The 17,785-nt window shown below is 35.1% G+C and carries 13 protein-coding genes; 8 read left to right on the forward strand and 5 right to left on the reverse strand.

What is annotated here, in order from left to right; translation table 11 throughout:
• Position 1: 1 nt before the first annotated feature.
• Both ACT5E3_RS06160 and ACT5E3_RS06165 read left to right on the forward strand, forming a co-directional pair.
• On the forward strand, positions 2-1,573 hold the full coding sequence (locus ACT5E3_RS06160; RefSeq protein WP_444997428.1) for a long-chain-fatty-acid--CoA ligase: 1,572 nt from the start codon (positions 2-4) through the stop codon (positions 1,571-1,573).
• A gap of 239 nt (positions 1,574-1,812) precedes the next feature.
• On the forward strand, positions 1,813-3,138 hold the full coding sequence (locus tag ACT5E3_RS06165; RefSeq protein WP_444997429.1) for an HD-GYP domain-containing protein: 1,326 nt from the start codon (positions 1,813-1,815) through the stop codon (positions 3,136-3,138).
• Positions 3,139-3,283: 145 nt separating this feature from the next.
• Here the strand turns inward: ACT5E3_RS06165 and ACT5E3_RS06170 are convergent, their stop codons facing one another.
• A complete protein-coding gene (locus ACT5E3_RS06170; protein WP_444997430.1) occupies positions 3,284-6,742 on the reverse strand; it encodes a PKD domain-containing protein in 3,459 nt (1,152 codons plus the stop codon).
• A 327-nt stretch (positions 6,743-7,069) separates the two neighbouring features.
• On the opposite strand from ACT5E3_RS06170, the gene ACT5E3_RS06175 reads away from it, so the two are divergent.
• From ACT5E3_RS06175 to ACT5E3_RS06200, 6 genes are all read left to right on the forward strand, one after another.
• Positions 7,070-8,044 (forward strand): hypothetical protein, encoded by a 975-nt coding sequence (locus ACT5E3_RS06175; protein WP_444997431.1) that lies wholly within the window; start codon positions 7,070-7,072, stop codon positions 8,042-8,044.
• A 112-nt stretch (positions 8,045-8,156) separates the two neighbouring features.
• Positions 8,157-9,308, forward strand: coding sequence for a nucleotidyltransferase family protein (locus tag ACT5E3_RS06180; protein WP_444997432.1), 1,152 nt, complete (start codon positions 8,157-8,159; stop codon positions 9,306-9,308).
• A gap of 157 nt (positions 9,309-9,465) precedes the next feature.
• A complete protein-coding gene (locus ACT5E3_RS06185; RefSeq protein ID WP_444997433.1) occupies positions 9,466-11,178 on the forward strand; it encodes an aminotransferase class III-fold pyridoxal phosphate-dependent enzyme in 1,713 nt (570 codons plus the stop codon).
• A 2-nt stretch (positions 11,179-11,180) separates the two neighbouring features.
• A complete protein-coding gene (locus ACT5E3_RS06190) occupies positions 11,181-13,946 on the forward strand; it encodes a glycosyltransferase (protein WP_444997434.1) in 2,766 nt (921 codons plus the stop codon).
• On the forward strand, positions 13,924-14,820 hold the full coding sequence (gene asd, locus ACT5E3_RS06195) for an archaetidylserine decarboxylase (protein WP_444997435.1): 897 nt from the start codon (positions 13,924-13,926) through the stop codon (positions 14,818-14,820). Before ACT5E3_RS06190 ends, asd begins: the two co-directional genes overlap by 23 nt.
• 40 nt (positions 14,821-14,860) lie before the next feature.
• The gene (locus ACT5E3_RS06200) at positions 14,861-15,493 is read left to right on the forward strand and encodes an Mpo1-like protein (protein ID WP_444997436.1); all 633 of its coding nucleotides are present in this window, start codon (positions 14,861-14,863) and stop codon (positions 15,491-15,493) included.
• Positions 15,494-15,568: 75 nt separating this feature from the next.
• On the opposite strand, the gene ACT5E3_RS06205 is transcribed toward ACT5E3_RS06200, so the two are convergent.
• The 4 genes from ACT5E3_RS06205 to ACT5E3_RS06220 form a co-directional block, all read right to left on the reverse strand.
• Positions 15,569-15,856, reverse strand: coding sequence for a hypothetical protein (locus ACT5E3_RS06205; protein ID WP_444997437.1), 288 nt, complete (start codon positions 15,854-15,856; stop codon positions 15,569-15,571).
• Positions 15,857-15,882: 26 nt separating this feature from the next.
• Positions 15,883-16,221 carry a hypothetical protein gene (locus ACT5E3_RS06210; RefSeq protein ID WP_444997438.1) on the reverse strand — a complete coding sequence of 113 codons (339 nt, stop codon included), beginning with the start codon at positions 16,219-16,221 and terminating at the stop codon, positions 15,883-15,885.
• A gap of 76 nt (positions 16,222-16,297) precedes the next feature.
• Entirely contained in the window at positions 16,298-17,338 is a 1,041-nt protein-coding gene (locus ACT5E3_RS06215; protein ID WP_444993903.1) for an IS481 family transposase, read from the reverse strand.
• A gap of 79 nt (positions 17,339-17,417) precedes the next feature.
• A complete protein-coding gene (locus tag ACT5E3_RS06220) occupies positions 17,418-17,741 on the reverse strand; it encodes an MBL fold metallo-hydrolase (RefSeq protein ID WP_444997439.1) in 324 nt (107 codons plus the stop codon).
• Positions 17,742-17,785 lie beyond the last annotated feature (44 nt).

Raw genomic sequence — 17,785 nt, forward strand, 5'->3', positions numbered from 1 at the left:
CATGCGTTTTTATAAACAACTTTCGACGTTAGTTGATACTTTGCGCTTTCAAGCAAAAGAGCACCCTGATACAGTCGCAATTATTTGTGATGATATACAAGTCAGTTACTTTGCTTTAGAGCATGCAGCTCATAAATTAGCTAATGCTTTAACTGCTCATGGCGTGTGTGAAGGGGATAGAATAGCTTATCTGGGAAAAGAGTCCGAGCACTATTATGAGTTGCTTTTTGCTTGTGCTTTAATCGGAGCTATTTTAGTACCGGTTAACTGTCGGCTTACAGGTAAAGAAGTGAGTTATATATTAAAAGATTCTCGAACTCAGGTTTTATTTTTTGATGTAAATTTTAAGAATATACTGGATGAGTTACTCTGTGAAAATCCGCAATTAGAAATGCTAGTGACTCTTGATTTTCAATATCAAAATCTACCATGTATTTTACAATGGTTGGAGTTTTCAAATACTTACTTTGCAGCGCCTGAAATTGATACAAATACAATTGTTGTACAGATTTATACAAGTGGCACAACGGGGTTACCAAAAGGTGTTCAATTAGCACATAAAAGTTTTTTTGAAATTCAGGCTTCTTTAATTCGTCAGAGTTTGAATTGGATAGATTGGTATGAAAATGATATTAGTTTAATTGGTATTCCTGGTTTTCATATCGGTGGGCTTTGGTGGGCTGTTCAAGGGTTTAATGCTGGAATCACTAATGTTATTACTCAACAGTTTGTTGCTTCGGCAATGTTAGATTTAATCGAGTCTTACCAAGTAACAACAAGCTGTATTGTGCCTTCGACAATGCAATTATTATTAGAGCAGGATCTTTCCCTGTATGACTTGAGCCAGCTAAGAAAGTTGGTCTATGGTGGTGCGCCTATTTCCGAAACTTTGTTAACGCAAGCGGTATCTGCTTTTAATTGTGAGTTTACTCAAATTTATGGATTAACTGAAACTGGAAATGTTGCTGTATGCTTGCCTCCAGAAGCTCATATAGTTAAAACTAAAAAAATGAAAGCAGCCGGATTACCATGTCCTTGTGTGTCAATAAAGATTATAGATCCTCATGGTAATGAATTAACAGAAGGAGAAGTTGGAGAGATTTGCTTGCAATCTCCGGCTCATATGGCCGGTTATTGGCTCTCTCCTGAAACAACATCGGCAATATTAGTTGATGATTGGTTACGCACCGGGGATGTGGGATATTTAGAGAATGAATATTTGTTTATTTGTGATCGAATCAAAGATACGATAATTGTTGCCGGTGAGAATGTTTATCCTTCAGAAATCGAAAATGTATTAATTAAACATACTGCAATACAAGAGGTTGCTGTTGTCGGTGTGCCTGATAAGCAATGGGGAGAATCTGTTTACGCTGTTATTGTTACTACTTCAGGTATGTCGGATATTACTTTGAAAGAATTAAAGCTTTATTTAAAAGGCCAGTTGGCAGATTATAAAACGCCACAACAACTTGAGTTTGTAAGTGCTATTCCACGCAATCCCAATGGTAAGATTTTGCGGCGTAAATTACGTGATAGGTATTGGGTTGATATGGAGAGAAAAGTTAATTAAAACAGTAAGTTGTTTTTTTGTTAGTGTTTGGTTATTTAAAAAAGCTGAGAGTTATCGAAAAAAACAACCTTTATTAACCCATTTAAATTTTGTGGGTAAATGATTTTTAGTCTAAAATTGAATTTTGGTTTGAAGTAAAAGCTTGGTTCTTATATGGGCTTTTTATTGATGTTCACATTTTGGTTAAAGGTAACACGTTAAAACCTGAGAGCTGTTTTTGTACGGGGGCTACGTATTAAGTGAGTTTTGGTGATATTTATACAGCGCATTTATCACAGTTAAATAAAGATAATAAAGTTGTTTCAACGGAAGATATTTATAATGACAAAGGGGCATTGTTACTTAAAAAAAATTCTTTAATTGATGATAAAGCAACGGTTGTTCTGGTTAAACATAAGTTAAAAAAATCAATATCTCTCTGCGTTTCTATCGAAAATGCATTAGATGAAAAGCTACTATATAATGAGTTTTTACATTGCTTCAAAAAATTTCCTGATATTCATCTGATTCACCAAAAACTAGCACTTAAAAAACACCTTCAGATCGGCTGTTTATATTATAAAGAGTTTCCACTTTTGCGACAAAAAATGACGGTTATGCAGCACAATATGCCTGAACTATTTGAGAAGTCTATTATAGGAGCTTGGTATGCCGTTGCTTTAGGTAAGCAATTGGAAATTAGTAATTTTGAGTCAAAGCAAATGTTTGTCGCTGCATTGATCAGAGATTTGGGAATGATGCATATCGACCCTGATCTATTTAACTCACCGGATACAGCTCCTGAAACTAAACGGCAATTATTAATGAGTCATGTGGTGATTGCAAAGTTAGTACTTGACGAAGCTAGGATCCCTTTAGCAATTAAAAAATCAGTATTAGAGCACCATGAGAGGTGCGATGGTGCAGGCTATCCAAGTGGAAAGCAGGGAAGTGAACTTTCTCTAAGTGGGCAAATCATTGCTATGTCTGATACTGTTCAGGAATTATTTATCAGAAATAGCCGTCAAGGAAAAAATATTGCTAATTTAGAAGGTTTTTTAAATTTAAATACTACCACCTATGGAGAAAAAGTGTATTACGCAATGGTGCGTTTAGTGAGGCTTTCAGAATGCAAGCCAATTCGTCATATACCAAGCAATAATTTTCTCTCTTATATTCAAATGTTGTTAGAAACGAATGTTATTTTTATGGCGCTTTGTAAAAATATGAAGGAATTAGCTGACTTGCTTAATTCGACTAATCCAATAAAAGAAGAAGTGGTATTAAAAAACTTTATTAGTCGTATTGTTAATATGCAAATTACTTCTGGTGTGCCTAGTCAAGAATATGGACGTTGGATGGAATTTGTCCAAAGTAATGAAGTGAGAGAGTCATACCCTGAAATAGAGGTACTTGGTGCTATGTTTGAAGAAATTGCTTGGCAGGCTGATCAGATTAAATTTTATATTTCAGTTCTATGGGATAAGCCTTACTATTCTGATTCAATCAAAAGTAAATTGAAGGAATGTATGAGTATAATTAGTCGTGCAATTAAGTTAACTCAATTTAAAGAAAAGCGTGGCTGAGGTTAACTTATTTACGGCTAATGTGTTTGATAAATGGGTAAGCTTTAGTTTGAGCTGAGAGCTCTTGACGTTTTTGTGAATGACATAAAAAAATGCCGTTTTAAAATGAACGACATTTTTATTTTTCAAACCTTAACCGTTTAAATTATCTACATGCTGGAGAGTCAAAGTCAACGATTATACTGGCACCTGTTGCATTTCCTTCTACGTAAAGGTAAGACCAATAGTCACTGTTGTTACCTGTTAAGTAAATACATTCGGTATTTCCTGCAGTATCTGATTTTGCATCATAGTTAGAATCTGTTGGCCAACCACCATTTCTGTAAGTCAGTTTTAAGTCGCCCTGACCGTATGCAGTAGTAATGGCTATACTTTGATGATTTTTAACATTACCTATATAAAGCCCTATTCTACTTTTTTGTCCTAAACAAGCAGCTTGACCGTCTTTTAATTCACCGCTAGTGATTGGTGACTGAGTAGCGCAAGCATCAGGTACATCGGTGTTAGGAACATCATCTTTAATAATGGTTACTCTAGCCGTATCAGAATGAGACGCCCCCTTGTTATCTGTAACTTTTAAAGTCACTGTATATACTCCAGCTGACGCGTAGCTATAAGTTGGGTTTTGGCTAGTACTGCTGTCTCCGTTACCAAAGTCCCAAGCATAACTATCAATTGTTCCATCAGGATCATTTGAGCCTCTACTGCTGAAGTTAATTGATTGATTGACTTTAGCTGTGTAATCGCCGTTCGCGTTAGCTGTTGGTTTCTTATTTGTATTGTCGGGGCCAATAGTTACTGTGTAATCTTCTGCTTCAGAGTCACCTAAGTTACCACAAGCTGATGTCTGAGTTCGGTAAGTCATGCTGACGCGCATTTTGGTAGTCACACCGTTTGCACTAGATGGAACCGAAATATTACCATTAACTTCACCTTTACCTGATAGGTTGGTTAACGCTTTCTCATCACTATCAAAAATACCATTACCATTGAAGTCTATCCAAACAGTCCAATGTTCACTATAACCACCATCTGAAGTTAAACTGGCTGGGTTGTCACCAACTTTTAACGCAACAGTTTTAGATGAAAAGTCTTCGTAACCATTAGTTGAAGCGGCACTCGTGTTTTCAAATGCGCCAATGACAACTTTAGAAATCCATTCATATTGAGTTCTACCGCTCACTTCACAGTAGGCAGGTGCATTAGAAATAGTAACCATCGCGGTATCTTTATTCGTGTTGCCGGAGTCATCTGTTACTGTGAGTGTAACGTTGAATTTTCCTGCTTTAGAATAAGCATGAGTTGGGTTAGCATCTGTACTGCTTGCACCATCACCAAAGTCCCAGGCATAATTGGCAATTGAACCGTCTGGATCATTTGACCCTGTGCTACTAAATGAAACAGCTTTATTGATGCTGCCACTGTATGGACCGTTGGCTTCAGCAACTGGTGCTTTATCATTGCTTTCAGAAACAGTGACTGATGCATTATCAGACGCTTGATTACCTGAATCATCTGTTACTGTCAGTTTGATTGTGTAACTACCAGCACTATTATAAGTATGTTGAGGATTTTGCTGAGTACTAGAGTTACCATCACCAAAGTCCCAATTATAAGCGGTAATTGAACCGTTAGGATCGTTAGAACCATTACTACTTAACTGTAAACTGTCGCCAGCGGCAACACTGTATGGCCCGTTCGCTTCTGCTGTTGGTAGTCCTGATGAGGCTGGACGTTCATAGTAAACTCGTAGTGTTGCATCTTTGTAGTTAATGAAAGGGTCAACCATTACATGCAATGTTCCTCCGCCTGCGCCTATCTCACAAAACTCACTTAATTTTGGTGCTGACCAAGGACGACAATCGTATTGGCCTTCTTCTGTCGTTGGTTCTTGACCAAATCGACCATAGACATCTGGATCACCATAGAGCGTTTCATTACCATCGGCATCAGTCTCACCTAAGTATCCACCAGGTATAACAATGACCGTACGAGTGGCATCGCTTGGAACGTCAAATTGATATCTGATTGGAGCATCACCTTTATTGCCGCTTATTCCTGACTCTTCTAATAAGAAAACACGTTCACAGCCATTACACAGTGTAGGATCTTCTGCAGAGATAACTTTAAAGTCAGCATTACTAAATGAAGTAAAAGCATCAACCGCGGTGTGATATGTGACACTGGGTGAAGGGGCTGTTACTGCAACCAGCTCTGGTGTACCGGTAGGCATAAAAGAAATAAAGTCTGCATTCCACTTACCACCATTTTTGGTCGGTGCTTGTCCCTTAGATACATACATATCAGGATCTTCAGCGTAACCTGTAAGATAAAAAGCAACCGCTTCTGTTCCGGCGGGAACATTGGTTTGATAATTCTTGACTTCACCTTTTTGTGCAGAAATATTATTCACTTCTTGAATAATGGTTCCCTGTGGCTCGATATCAACACCTGAACCGTCCCAAGGATGATCGGCATTACTGGTTAAGTCCTCTAATCCTGTAGCAATTAAGTTATTATTGCTCCACAAGGTTTTACGTGCTGCGCCATGCAAGGCTGCTATCATGCGTGATACTTGACCTTTAGTATACATTGCGTAATTGTCAGAGTAATGCATAAAATTTTCTGTATTGGTTTTTTGACCAAGACAATTGAGCTTATTCTCTTGGATAAAACTAGCGCTAATTTGAGGTGTGTCACAGTTTCTATCACCGGTTGAGGCACAGAATGCCTCACTGTGAATTGAGCAAGTATTCCCATCAAAAGTGTGAGGTAAATTGAGCCAGTGACCAAATTCATGCGTTAATACTGAGCGGAAGTTTTCACTGGTATTTGTTCCAAGATAGCTACCATTGTAAACTACACGAGCCGTTCCTGCTTGTGACATACTTAATTCAGGATACCAGGCAACACCCGAATTAGTCGTTCCGCCATCGTCATATAGATCCTTCATAATATAAATATTCATATATTTGAAGTTGTCCCAAGAGTCAGCTGCTATTTCGCTGTTTTTCTTCTCATCGTCGCCATAACCTTTCTTTTCGCCGCGACGAACGATACCGTTGGTTGGATTACCGTTAGGATCTTTTTTGGCTAATACAAATTCAATATCTAGGTTTTCTCGAATGGCTTGAAATTCAGGATCAATAGGGCCATCTTGAGTATTTAGCCCTCGAAAGTCTTCATTAGTTTTGTTTAATGCATCAATAATTTTTGCATCGGTTAAACAAACACCACCGTTATTGCAGTTAAATTCAGAGCCGTAAACATGAAATACGACTGGAATGTAGTAACGCCCAGGTTCGCCGTTACCTGCAACCATCATCGATTTCATATTGGATGAAGTGAGTTGATTTAATATTTGATTGGCAGTGCTAGATTGATCAGACAATTCTTTGGCGTTGTTTTTTTGTAGTAACGACCAGTCTTGATGATTTTTGTCTGTTCCACAAATATGACCGGGAGCAGATTGATGTCCTAAAATGGTTTGGTGGTTATGTGGCTGTGTTAATTGTTGTGGATGTGTTTCTCCAGCTATAAGTGTTCCTGAACTTAGTGTCAGAAATGCTATAGCAAGGTTACTAATTTTACTGCGAAGCATCATGTATTGTCTCCTGCTTTTACTTTTTTGTTGTTATATCCCCGAGGTTTTGGGGTGATATTTCAATAACTGACTTATTGGTTTTGTTACTTTTAAGAATGAGTCATTGTTCAACAGTACAGAATTATCTTTTGATTGTATACAATATAAAATTGTTAATATGCACACTTTATTTGAAATGTATTGTTCTAAAAAACAATATTGTAAATTTCAATCTGAGATTTTTAGGTAAGTAAACATTCGTTAACTTTACAGAATAAGTTTTATCTCCTATCTTTTTATTGTATGAATTTTCAACTAAAACAATAAATTATACTAAGTTATGTATTTATGAAAATAGGAAGGCTAAGGATTACCTTTTCGAGAAGAGAAGCCATATTAATTGCTTTTGTTCCAGTTGTTATGTGCCTATTGCTTGTGATGTTAGTTAACTTACAAGATAATTATCTTATCGAAGCTAAGTTGGTTACCAGCAAAGTATTTTCACCACAACTCAAACGAGGGGCTTTGAAAGGACTACAACGGAATTATAAAAAAATGGTAAGAGCTAACATGCGCTTAGAGCAATATAGTACTAACCTCAGTTTCCAGCAAAGGCTTGCCCTCATAGAGTCTTATGATTTTTTTGATAGTTTCATACAAACCTACCAGCTGAAACCTATTTTATATCCAAAGCGTTGGGATCAAGATAATCAGTCATGGAAAAAAAGAGAAGATAGTGTGCTTAAAATAATCATTCGCTTATTTTCAGGTGATATAGGCGAAGAGGCAGAGAGAGAGAATAGGGAGCCAAAGGATTTTTTTGCAGTTAAAAAATTATCTAAAAAAATTAAAGTTAAACCAGATAAGTTAACAGGTCTTCTTAATGTTAGTTTGACTTGGAAGGACTCAAAAGAAGGTGCTAGATTATTAAAAAGTTTTATTGAACACGCTAATTATTTTATAGCTCAAAGAAATAAGTTTGATATAGATAAACAAATTAGAAGTCTTGAAGCGTTAGTTAAAAAAGAAAATAATGTTAACTTCAAAAATATACTGAATAATCAGCTCTCTGAAATTCAATCATTTTATTTGCTTAATGATCCTGTTTATAGGCCATCATTTAAAGTAATTACCCCGGTGATTGCTCCAGTTGAACAAACTCTTAAGTTACCAAAAATTAAATTGTTTTTGTTTTATTTTGTTAGTTTGTTTTTTGTGCTTGCTTGTGTGCTGTGGTATGGAAATAGAAGTAAACAATTAGCCAATATTAAAACTTTGGTTAAGCCTCAACAGTTCAATGACTTACATACTATGTCGAGTTGATTGATGTTGATAAAGTCTGCTGGTAGATTGTTTTGTCGATTAATTCATACATATAGGTTTTTGCATGAATAATGATTGATGAACAGTATGGATAAGTAAAAAAGAGTTAATTATGAGATTACCTGTTTCTTCTGAATTACAACTTGTAGCTATTTTGGCATTGCCGAATTTGTCTTTAAAGCAAGTTGAGCAGTCTGAACAGTTAATTGAACAAGTCGACTTTAATAAGTTGAAAGGTTATGTGAAATATCATCGAGTATGGCCTTGTGTTTATTTGAATGTTGAAAAATATTTTTCTCATAAATTTCCAGAGTTTTTTCTTCTATATTTAAAACGTCAATATCAAGTCTGTATTAAACATTCATTTGCTCAGTTTCAAGTGTATGCTGAGGTAGTGAAGTTATTCAAGGAAAATAATATTACTATTAGAGCTATCAAAGGAATGCCTTTAGCTCGACTCTTATTTGGTGATATGGCTAAGCGCTACTCAAAAGATATCGATGTACTTGTTTTTGAACGTGATTTGAATTGTGCAATAAAACTACTTGGTGATTTAGGCTTCCATTGTAAGAGTTTTGAAATGCTTTCTATTAGTGAAAAGAATATATATTTTAAAAAATATAAAGATGTTGTTTTTACAAACTCTAGTGGTGTTATTATAGAGTTGCACTTTAGATTGTGCTCTTACCCTAGTTGTTTGTCTAAAAAGGTTACTCGTTATTACTTAAGTCATAACGAAGAGCAAATTTTTGTTAACGATGAAGAGATAGTTTACTTATGTTGGCACGGAACGCATTCACTTTATCATCGTTTAAAATGGCTGGTTGATGTGACTCTCTATTTAGAAAAAGAATATAAAGATCGACCGGAAAAAATTAATAGACTTATTGAAAAAGCTAAATCTCTAGGGGAAGAAAGGGCATTAACCATTAGTTGGATGTTAGCACACATAGTTTATAAAGTAGATTGTCCTTTTCAAATAAAGGAGTTGTATAGACAAAGTGTGATAACAAAGCTGTTAGTGTCAGTGTCTCTTAAAGTGCTTCATAAAAAAGGATATAAGTTTAAAATCCAGAGCAATTTATGTTCGATGATATTATCTAGTCGAACTAAAGAGAAGTTAATTAGATTGTTATGGTTTATTAAGCCTGGTTTTGGAGAGTTCAGAACTTTACCTAATATGCCAGATAAATTAGTTTTTATGTATTATATTATAAGGCCTTTTAGATTGATTAAAAATCATTTTAATATTATGAAGAAATAAAGGTTAACAGATAGCTTCTTAGCTGAAAATATATCAGTTTCTATTGTTACAAAAACATTAATAATTTTTTTATTCTTTTTATACCTGCTTGGTCATAAAACCTAAACATTCCTTTGATATATTGGGTCTAGAGTATTGTATCAAAGGCATGACATCGTTGTTCATAAAATTAATCATCATTCTTATTTCAATATACTGCTTATACCGAGTTATAGTACGGCTTCGACTTTCCAGAGCTAAACACCCATCTTTGAGAGGGCATGCCAAGTGGTCTAGACGCTTAGCAAAGTTGGTACCTTATTTTTCTTTCAATGAAGTTCGTTTTTTTTCTAGTGATGGGGCTCCTGAAGTTATCGCTCATAGTCGTAAAATGGGACTGGAAAGGTTAAAAAATAAAGCCTTAGATGAATCAGGCAATACATTTCATTTTTTAGCGGGTTTACAAAGTAGCATTTCCGATGTCGCTTTTACTAGCGCTTATCGTGTGCCATTTCCTTATCGAGAATATCTTTGTAAAGAGTTGTTATTAGGGAGTGTTGTTGAGGTAAGCGACAACATCAGGTTGAAAGACATAGATGGTAACTGGCGATATGATTTATCAGGCTCTTATGGAGTTAATGTATTTGGGTATGATTTTTATAAAAGCTGCCTTGATCAGGGAATATTAAAAGTTAAAGAGTTAGGACCTGTACTTGGCCCATACCATCCAGTGATTAAAGAGAATGTTGAAAAATTAAAAATAATTTCAGGTTTAGATGAAGTTTCTTTTCACATGTCAGGGACTGAAGCTGTAATGCAAGCCGTGAGATTGGCTCGTTATCATACAGGCAAAACTCATTTGGTACGTTTTTGCGGTGCTTATCACGGTTGGTGGGATGGCGTTCAACCTGGTATTGGTAATCAGAGAAAAATTAATGATGTATATACATTATCTGACTTAAGTAACGTCACACTTAAAGTGCTTCAAACTCGTCATGATATTGCTTGTGTTTTGATCAATCCTTTACAAGCATTTCATCCAAATTCCGATTCTTCGAGTGACGCTACGCTTATTGCCAGTACAAGAAGTGTTTCATATAACCGAAAAAGCTATGCTGCATGGTTGAGAAAAGTACGTGCAATATGTAGCGAACGAGGCATTGTTTTAATTTTTGATGAAATATTCACTGGCTTTAGATTAGGTTATCGAGGTGCTCAAGAATATTTTGATATACAGGCCGATATGGTTACCTATGGTAAAACACTCGGTGGTGGATTGCCTGTTGGTGTTGTGTGTGGCCGTCACCATTTAATGAAACGCTTTAAAGATAATATGCCTGCTAATATTTCTTTTGCTCGTGGCACATTTAATTCGCACCCCTATGTTATGGGAACTATGAATGAGTTTTTACATCGTATTGAAAAAACAGAATACAACCAACTTTATTCAACAATAGAGTTGAAATGGAATGAAAGAGTTAGGCAACTCAATGAACAGTTAAATAGAGCAAATTTACCTGTTGAAATTACTAATATGCATACTGTATTGACGGTATTGTATAAGCAGCCTAGCCGCTATAATTGGATGTTGCAATTTTATTTAAGAGCAAATGGAATAGAGTTAGCATGGATTGGAACAGGCAGAATGATAATGTCATTTACTATCGATGACGAAGAGTTTAATCAAATAAGCCAAAGGTTTATTGCTGCTGTTGAACAAATGAAAAGAGATAATTGGTGGTGGCAACCGGATAATTACAGTAACAAAATCATTAAGCGTCAGATGTTAAAAGATATTTTACGGGTACGATTTCCAATATTAAGTAAGCTGTTTATAACTCCAATAACCAACTCTAAAACGGTTGAAAGCACAGTAGAAAAAGTAGGTTAATTATGATTCATTTATTTAATCCCCGAAATTCAAGTGACTTTCGTCAATCACTAGACTCTGAGTTTAAGGAGTACTTAAATCAAGAGAATTTACGTTTTCCTCGTGAAGATTGTTTAAAAATAGATCTTCATTGTCATGATCATAACAGTGATGTTCCTGATGAGTTATGGGGAAGAATTTTAGGTTTGCCAGAAACGTGGTTGAAAACGAAAAAACTTGTTAAATTACTTAATAGTAATGATTGTGATTTAGTAACGGTAACGAATCATAATAATGCTCGTTCCTGTTGGAATTTGTTAAAAAAAGGTCAAGATGTTTTAGTTGCGGCTGAGTTTACTTGTTACTTTCCTGAATATGAATTATTCGTACATGTACTTACATATGGTTTTACACAAGAGCAAGAAATAATTCTAAACGAAAAGCGTAGCAATATATATGATTTTTTGCGTTATACAGCTCAGTGCGACATACCTGTTATTTTACCTCATCCACTTTATTTTTATACGCGTAATGAAAAAATAGAGCTGGAATTGTTTGAAAAGTTTGCTGTCATGTTTGAACGTTTTGAGGTGCTTAATGGGCAACGTGATTTATGGCAAAGTGTATTAACATTAAATTGGGTGCAAGGACTTACGTCTGATAAAATAAAAATGTATGCGAAAAAACATGGCTTAAAACCAGAAGAGTTTGCTGTTGATCCAAACAAGCCTAAAGTGTTAACGGGTGGCTCTGATGATCATATGGGGATTTTTGCTGGTGACTGTGGTTCAATGCTTTATATTCCTAACTTGAAAGAAAGGCTTAAAACGAGTAAGGCGTCTGAACTTGCTTTAGAAGCTATTAGAAATGGCAATATGTCTCCGTTTGGTTATGTCGCGGAAAACCAAAAATTGAACATTGCCTTACTTGATTACTTTACACAAATAGCTTCAAAAATAAAAGATCCTGGACTACTACGTATCTTATTACACTATGGGGATACTATGGATAAAGTCTCTTGCTTTGCTATTAGCAATTTGTTATTGGAAATGCAAAAGCATAAGCATACAATGAAATTTTTTGGTTTTATTCATGATGCTTTACAAGGAAAAAAGCCGAGTAAGCTTTTACAGTGGCAAATATCTAAAGATTATAAATTTTGTATTAAGTATTTAGAAGATATTGCTGATAGTAAAAAACAATCTCCAGAAAAATTTGTTGATACTGTTAATCGGTCAATTACCGAGCTCTTTACTCAGTTGAATTACTTGATCGTTAAGCGAATTAATAAAACTAGATTTGTTAAAGATGGCAATATACTAAAATGTTTTTCTACAGAAGAATTTACTCGAAAGTTTGAGATTCCTAGTCAGGTAACAGCGCTAATATATGGTAAGGGAAAACGACCTAAAGACTTTAGTGGTTTAGATTTTAACGATTTATTGGATAATTTATCATTTCCTGTATTAATTACAATTGTTCTAACCGGAGTTACACTTGCTAGTACAAGGTTGCTTTATCAAAATAGAGAATTCCTGAATCAATTTGCTGAAAATATAGGAAAAAATAAACATAGAAAAAGAGCTTTGTATCTTACTGATACTTTAAAAGATAAGAATGGGGTTTCTAATTCTTTGTCTGGTAAGTTAGCCGAAATTCAAAGAACTGACTTGCCAATTGATTTTCTCATTTGTCATGAGAGTGCAGAAGAAGAATCACATTTGTTTGTATTACCTCCTGTAGCGAGCTTTAATATTCCTAATTATGGAGAGCAAAAAATACGTATGCCTGATTTAATGGAAATAGTTAAAATATTCTATTCTGGCGGCTACGACCGAATTATTTGTTCAACTGAAGGCCCTATGACTCTGGTTTCATTATTTTTAAAAGAAATGTTTAATGTACCCTGTTTCTTTTTTATGCATACAGACTGGATTGATTTTATTAAACATACAACCAACTTAAATAGACATGAAAGAGATCGTATGAGGCGACTATTACGCATGTTGTATAAACAGTATGATGGTGTTTTTGTACTTAATAATGAGCATAAAGGGTGGTTGACTGGGCATGAGATGCAACTTGATGAAGATAAAGTTTTTCTGACTGCTCATCATACGAAACCCCGTAATTATAATGTTAAACCTATACAAAAACCTTTATTGTTTCCTGGTTGCAATGAAAATACGCCAGTTTTATTTTTAGCCTGTCGGTTAAGTAGAGAAAAAGGTATTTTTGAACTACCTGAAATTATAAAGAAAGCAAAACTCACTATTCCTGAACTAAAAATAGTTATTGCCGGTTCTGGGCCAGATGCAGAAGAACTTAAAAGTGAATTACCTGAAGCTCTTTACTTAGGTTGGCAAAGTCATGAACAGTTAGCTTCATTATATTTAGGTTTGGATTTATTTGTTTTTCCTTCTCAGTTTGATACCTTTGGTAATGTTATTCTTGAAGCTTTTAATCATGGAATGCCTGTTGTTGCATTTGATTGTAAGGGACCAAAAGATATTATTGAACATCAAGTAAATGGTTATCTGGTAAATGACAATCAGCAAATGGCCGAAAGCATTATTCAATATTTTAAAACCAAAACTCTAAACCAAGAAATGTCTGTTAGTGCAATTGAAAGAGCAAAATCCTATCAAGCAGAACCTATCATGAAACAGTTTTTGTCCGATTTAGGGTTGCTAGAAAATAATACAAAAGAAGTTTCAACCGATGAGTTGATAATGGAAATAAACAATAATACAAGTGAGCATGACGATGTTAAACGTTCGGTCGCATGAATCATTAGTTAAAGCAAAACCTATTCGCCAACTTAGTGCACGTGAAAGACTTAATTTTTTATTGACTAATCGTGTTCCTAGACGGTTGTTAACGCAATTTATAGGTTGGTATAGCAGAGTTGAAAGTGTTAGGTTAACCCGTATTTCCATATTTATATGGTCTTTATTTGCTGATGATCTTAAATTGCAAGAAGCTAAAAAACAATCGTTTAAAAGTTTGCAAGACTGTTTTGTTAGAGAGCTTAAAGATGGTTTAAGAAAGATTGATAATCGTGAGCATGTTGTTGTTAGTCCTTGTGATGCTATTGTTGGTGCTTGTGGAAAGATAAAGGGGGATACTTTATTTCAAACTAAAGGATTTCCTTATGAATTAAATGAGTTGATTATTGATTCGACTTTAGCTGAAAAATATCGTAATGGAACCTATGTGACTTTGCGCTTGAAATCCAGTATGTATCATCGCTTTCATGCCCCGGCGGATTGTGATATTAGAGAGTTGGATTATATATCAGGAGACACATGGAATGTTAATCCAGTTGCTTTAAAGTGTATTGAAAAGCTTTACTGTAAAAATGAAAGAGTTGTTGTTGAATTAAATGTAGGAAAAAAAGATCGTAGTATCACTTTAGTTCCGGTTGCTGCAATATTGGTTGCTAGTATGAAGTTTAATTGTTTGGAACAAGACTTAGATTTGAAATATAAAGGACCCAATAAAATAAAGTGCCATGCACAATATAAGAAAGGAGATGAAATGGGATACTTTCAACATGGTTCTACTATTATTGTCTTTGCTACTGGTAACTATGATATTTGTGACAGTGTGAAAACTGGTGAATTAATCAAAATAGGTCAACCTTTGTTGATTGAATCTTAACTGAAAACTGATTTATTAATAATTTTATACCGGAGTTACCATGAAATTTTTTGAAGAGCTTCAACAACAACGATGGGATGATCATCGGTTTTACCATCATAATCGTGTTAATCAATTTTTACATTTAATAAGTGCGAGTTGCTTTTTGACAAGTTATGTTTTAATTTTTATTGATCCTGTTGTTGCGGTTTTGATTGGCTGGTTGTTAGCAATGGTTTTGCGTCAAATAGGTCATTTCTTTTTTGAGCCAAAGACTTATGATCAGGTTAACCAAGCTAGTCATGAATACAAAGAAAGTGTTAAGGTTGGATATAATTTAAAACGTAAAATTATCTTGTTAACTATTTGGGTAATAGCACCATTCGTACTTTATTTTGATATTACTCTTTTTGGTATGTTTGATGTTCGAGAGGGGGCTTGGGGGTTTGCTCATAATATGTCTTTGATGTGGTTGTTTATTGGCATCGGAGCTGTACTATTTAGAACAGTACATTTATTTTTTATAATGGGTATACAATCAGGGTTGGTCTGGTTTACCAAAATACTGACAGATCCATTTCATGATATTAAAATTTATCATAAATCTCCTTATTTTATTTTAAAAGGTGATATGTATGATGATATGTCTGACTGGTATCAAAAATCACTGGTTGGACAAAAAGCGAATGTATAATTAAAAACTATCTAACCTAAAATTGTTGGATATAAGATTCAGCAATTTTAGGCTGTTCGATTAAATTGAATTAGATTAAATGATTTTCGATAACTCTGATTTTGTGTTGAGTGAATAACAATCTAAATCATTGGCTAAAAATAGCTTGCCTGTAAAATAAGTACTAGCCTCATTTTCAATATCTTTGATACAAGGAGATTGACTGCTATCATCCTGATAACGCGCACTAAAATGAGTTAGTATTAAATTGGTTAATTGATGTAACTCTGCAAATTTGGCAATGGACTTTGCACTTGAGTGCTGTGGACCTGGGCCTACTTTTTGAGCTATCTCTTCAGTATAAGTTGACTCATGAACTAGCAAATTCGCATCTTCAATGTCATTGGCTATTAAATGAGGCTATCATTGTCCCCACAAATAACAACCTTTCTAGTTTTTCTTGCTATTAAAAAGTAATTTTCAGGATTAATTTTTGTACCATCATTTAATTGAACAGACTCCTTATTTTGTATCTTTCCCCAAATAGGTCCTTGGGGTATTTGGTCTTCCTTGAGTTTATTGACATTTAATTTTTTTTCTATATTGAGTTCTGTAAATATATAAGCATAAGAAGGAACTCTATGAGAGAGAGCCGTACTAGTTACTTGTACTGAGTCAAAACAGATACTTTGTTTGAGAGTAGCAACATCAATAAATTTTAACTGGTAGTTTAGATGTAAGTCAGTCATCTCAATAATAGTCAATATCTGTAGTAGCTCAGACTTGATCTGACAGTTACCCGTTTTTCCAACGGTATCTGTCAGTTTAGATTTGAGCTAAATTCTTTTCAGCCCAAATCAATTTACCATCAAGTAAAGTTTCTTTTGGCGTTCTGCCACAGCACATTTTTCCTTGATGAGTTCGGTCATTGTTATAGTATTCCATCCAAACGTCCAGATCTTTTTGCAAATCTTCCATCGATGAGTACAGCTTTTTCCTAAAGGTGATCTGGTAAAACTCATTCAATATCGTCTTGTGAAAGCGCTCGCAGATCCCGTTCGTTTGTGGTGACATCGCTTTCGTTTTGGTATGGTCAATATCATTGATCGCCAAGTAAAGCTGATAATCATGATGCTCTACGCGACCACAGTACTCAGTTCCACGGTCAGTTAAAATGCGCAACATTGGCAATTCATTTTGATTAAAGTAGGGTAATACTTTGTCATTTAATATATCTGCGGCGGTGATTGGCGTTTTGGTTGTGTAGAGCTTTGCAAAAGCAACTTTGCTGTAGGTGTCAATAAAGGTCTGCTGATAAATTCGGCCAACGCCTTTGAGGTTACCCACATAAAACGTATCCTGAGAGCCTAAGTAGCCTGGGTGAGCGGTTTCTATCTCACCACAAGCTTCGTCATCATGTTTCTTCTTTTCAAGCGCAGCAACTTGCGCATCGCTTAAAATGATACCGTCATTAGCGACCTTTTCCTCAAGTGCTTTAAGACGCTTTTTGAAGTTTTCCAGATCATGACGAAGCCAAATTGAACGAACGCCGCTGCCAGAAACAAAGACACCTTGTTTACGCAGCTCATTGCTTGTTCTATGTTGACCAAAGGCTGGTTGTTCAATGGCATAGGCAACAACGGCTTGTTCTGTCGCCTCATCAACTCTATTTTTAGGATTGGCCTTACGTCTGGTCTTTTCGATTAAGGCGTCAATTCCACCTTCTTCAACTAACTCTTGATAACGATAAAATGTATCTCGAGATACGCCCATCACTTTACAGGCTCTTGAAACATTATTGAGTTCTTCGGCTAAGTTTAATAAACCTGCCTTGTGTTTAATAATTGGATTGTTAGTATGTAGCATGAGAGTTACCTTTTGTTTTGATTTAAAGATTCGACACCTTTATCAAAACGGGTAACTCTCTTCTAGTCAAGCTGAAGTGTCAGATGAAGTCGGAACTAATACACAATATCATTTTTTCAATGTTTTTTGGGGCTACAATTGTTAGCATCTCTGTTTTACCTGCCATTGACATGCTTGCTAGTAAACCTGGCAAACCATAGCAATGGTCTCCATGTACATGGGTAATAAATATGGCTTCTAAATATTTAATAGAAAGCTTTGTATGTAATATTTGATGTTGAGTTGCTTCTCCACAATCGACTAAATACCAATGCTTGTTTTTTTGCATTTTTATTGCAAGCCCACTCACATTACGATTTTTGGTTGGTACGCCTGAAGATGTTCCTAAAAATATTAGTTCCATATTATTCCTTATTATTGTCAACCCTACTTATTAAATAACCTATA

The sequence above is a fragment of the Aliikangiella litoralis genome (genome assembly GCF_052495765.1).

Excerpts from the sequence above, each read along its gene's own strand:
- ACT5E3_RS06215 (WP_444993903.1), bottom strand. The coding sequence starts at position 17,338 with ATGCTACATACTAACAATCCAATTATTAAACACAAGGCAGGTTTATTA.
- ACT5E3_RS06160 (WP_444997428.1), top strand. The coding sequence starts at position 2 with ATGCGTTTTTATAAACAACTTTCGACGTTAGTTGATACTTTGCGCTTT.
- ACT5E3_RS06175 (WP_444997431.1), top strand. The coding sequence starts at position 7,070 with ATGAAAATAGGAAGGCTAAGGATTACCTTTTCGAGAAGAGAAGCCATA.
- ACT5E3_RS06170 (WP_444997430.1), bottom strand. The coding sequence starts at position 6,742 with ATGATGCTTCGCAGTAAAATTAGTAACCTTGCTATAGCATTTCTGACA.
- ACT5E3_RS06180 (WP_444997432.1), top strand. The coding sequence starts at position 8,157 with ATGAGATTACCTGTTTCTTCTGAATTACAACTTGTAGCTATTTTGGCA.
- ACT5E3_RS06220 (WP_444997439.1), bottom strand. The coding sequence starts at position 17,741 with ATGGAACTAATATTTTTAGGAACATCTTCAGGCGTACCAACCAAAAAT.
- ACT5E3_RS06210 (WP_444997438.1), bottom strand. The coding sequence starts at position 16,221 with ATGACTGACTTACATCTAAACTACCAGTTAAAATTTATTGATGTTGCT.
- ACT5E3_RS06200 (WP_444997436.1), top strand. The coding sequence starts at position 14,861 with ATGAAATTTTTTGAAGAGCTTCAACAACAACGATGGGATGATCATCGG.
- asd (WP_444997435.1), top strand. The coding sequence starts at position 13,924 with ATGTTAAACGTTCGGTCGCATGAATCATTAGTTAAAGCAAAACCTATT.
- ACT5E3_RS06190 (WP_444997434.1), top strand. The coding sequence starts at position 11,181 with ATGATTCATTTATTTAATCCCCGAAATTCAAGTGACTTTCGTCAATCA.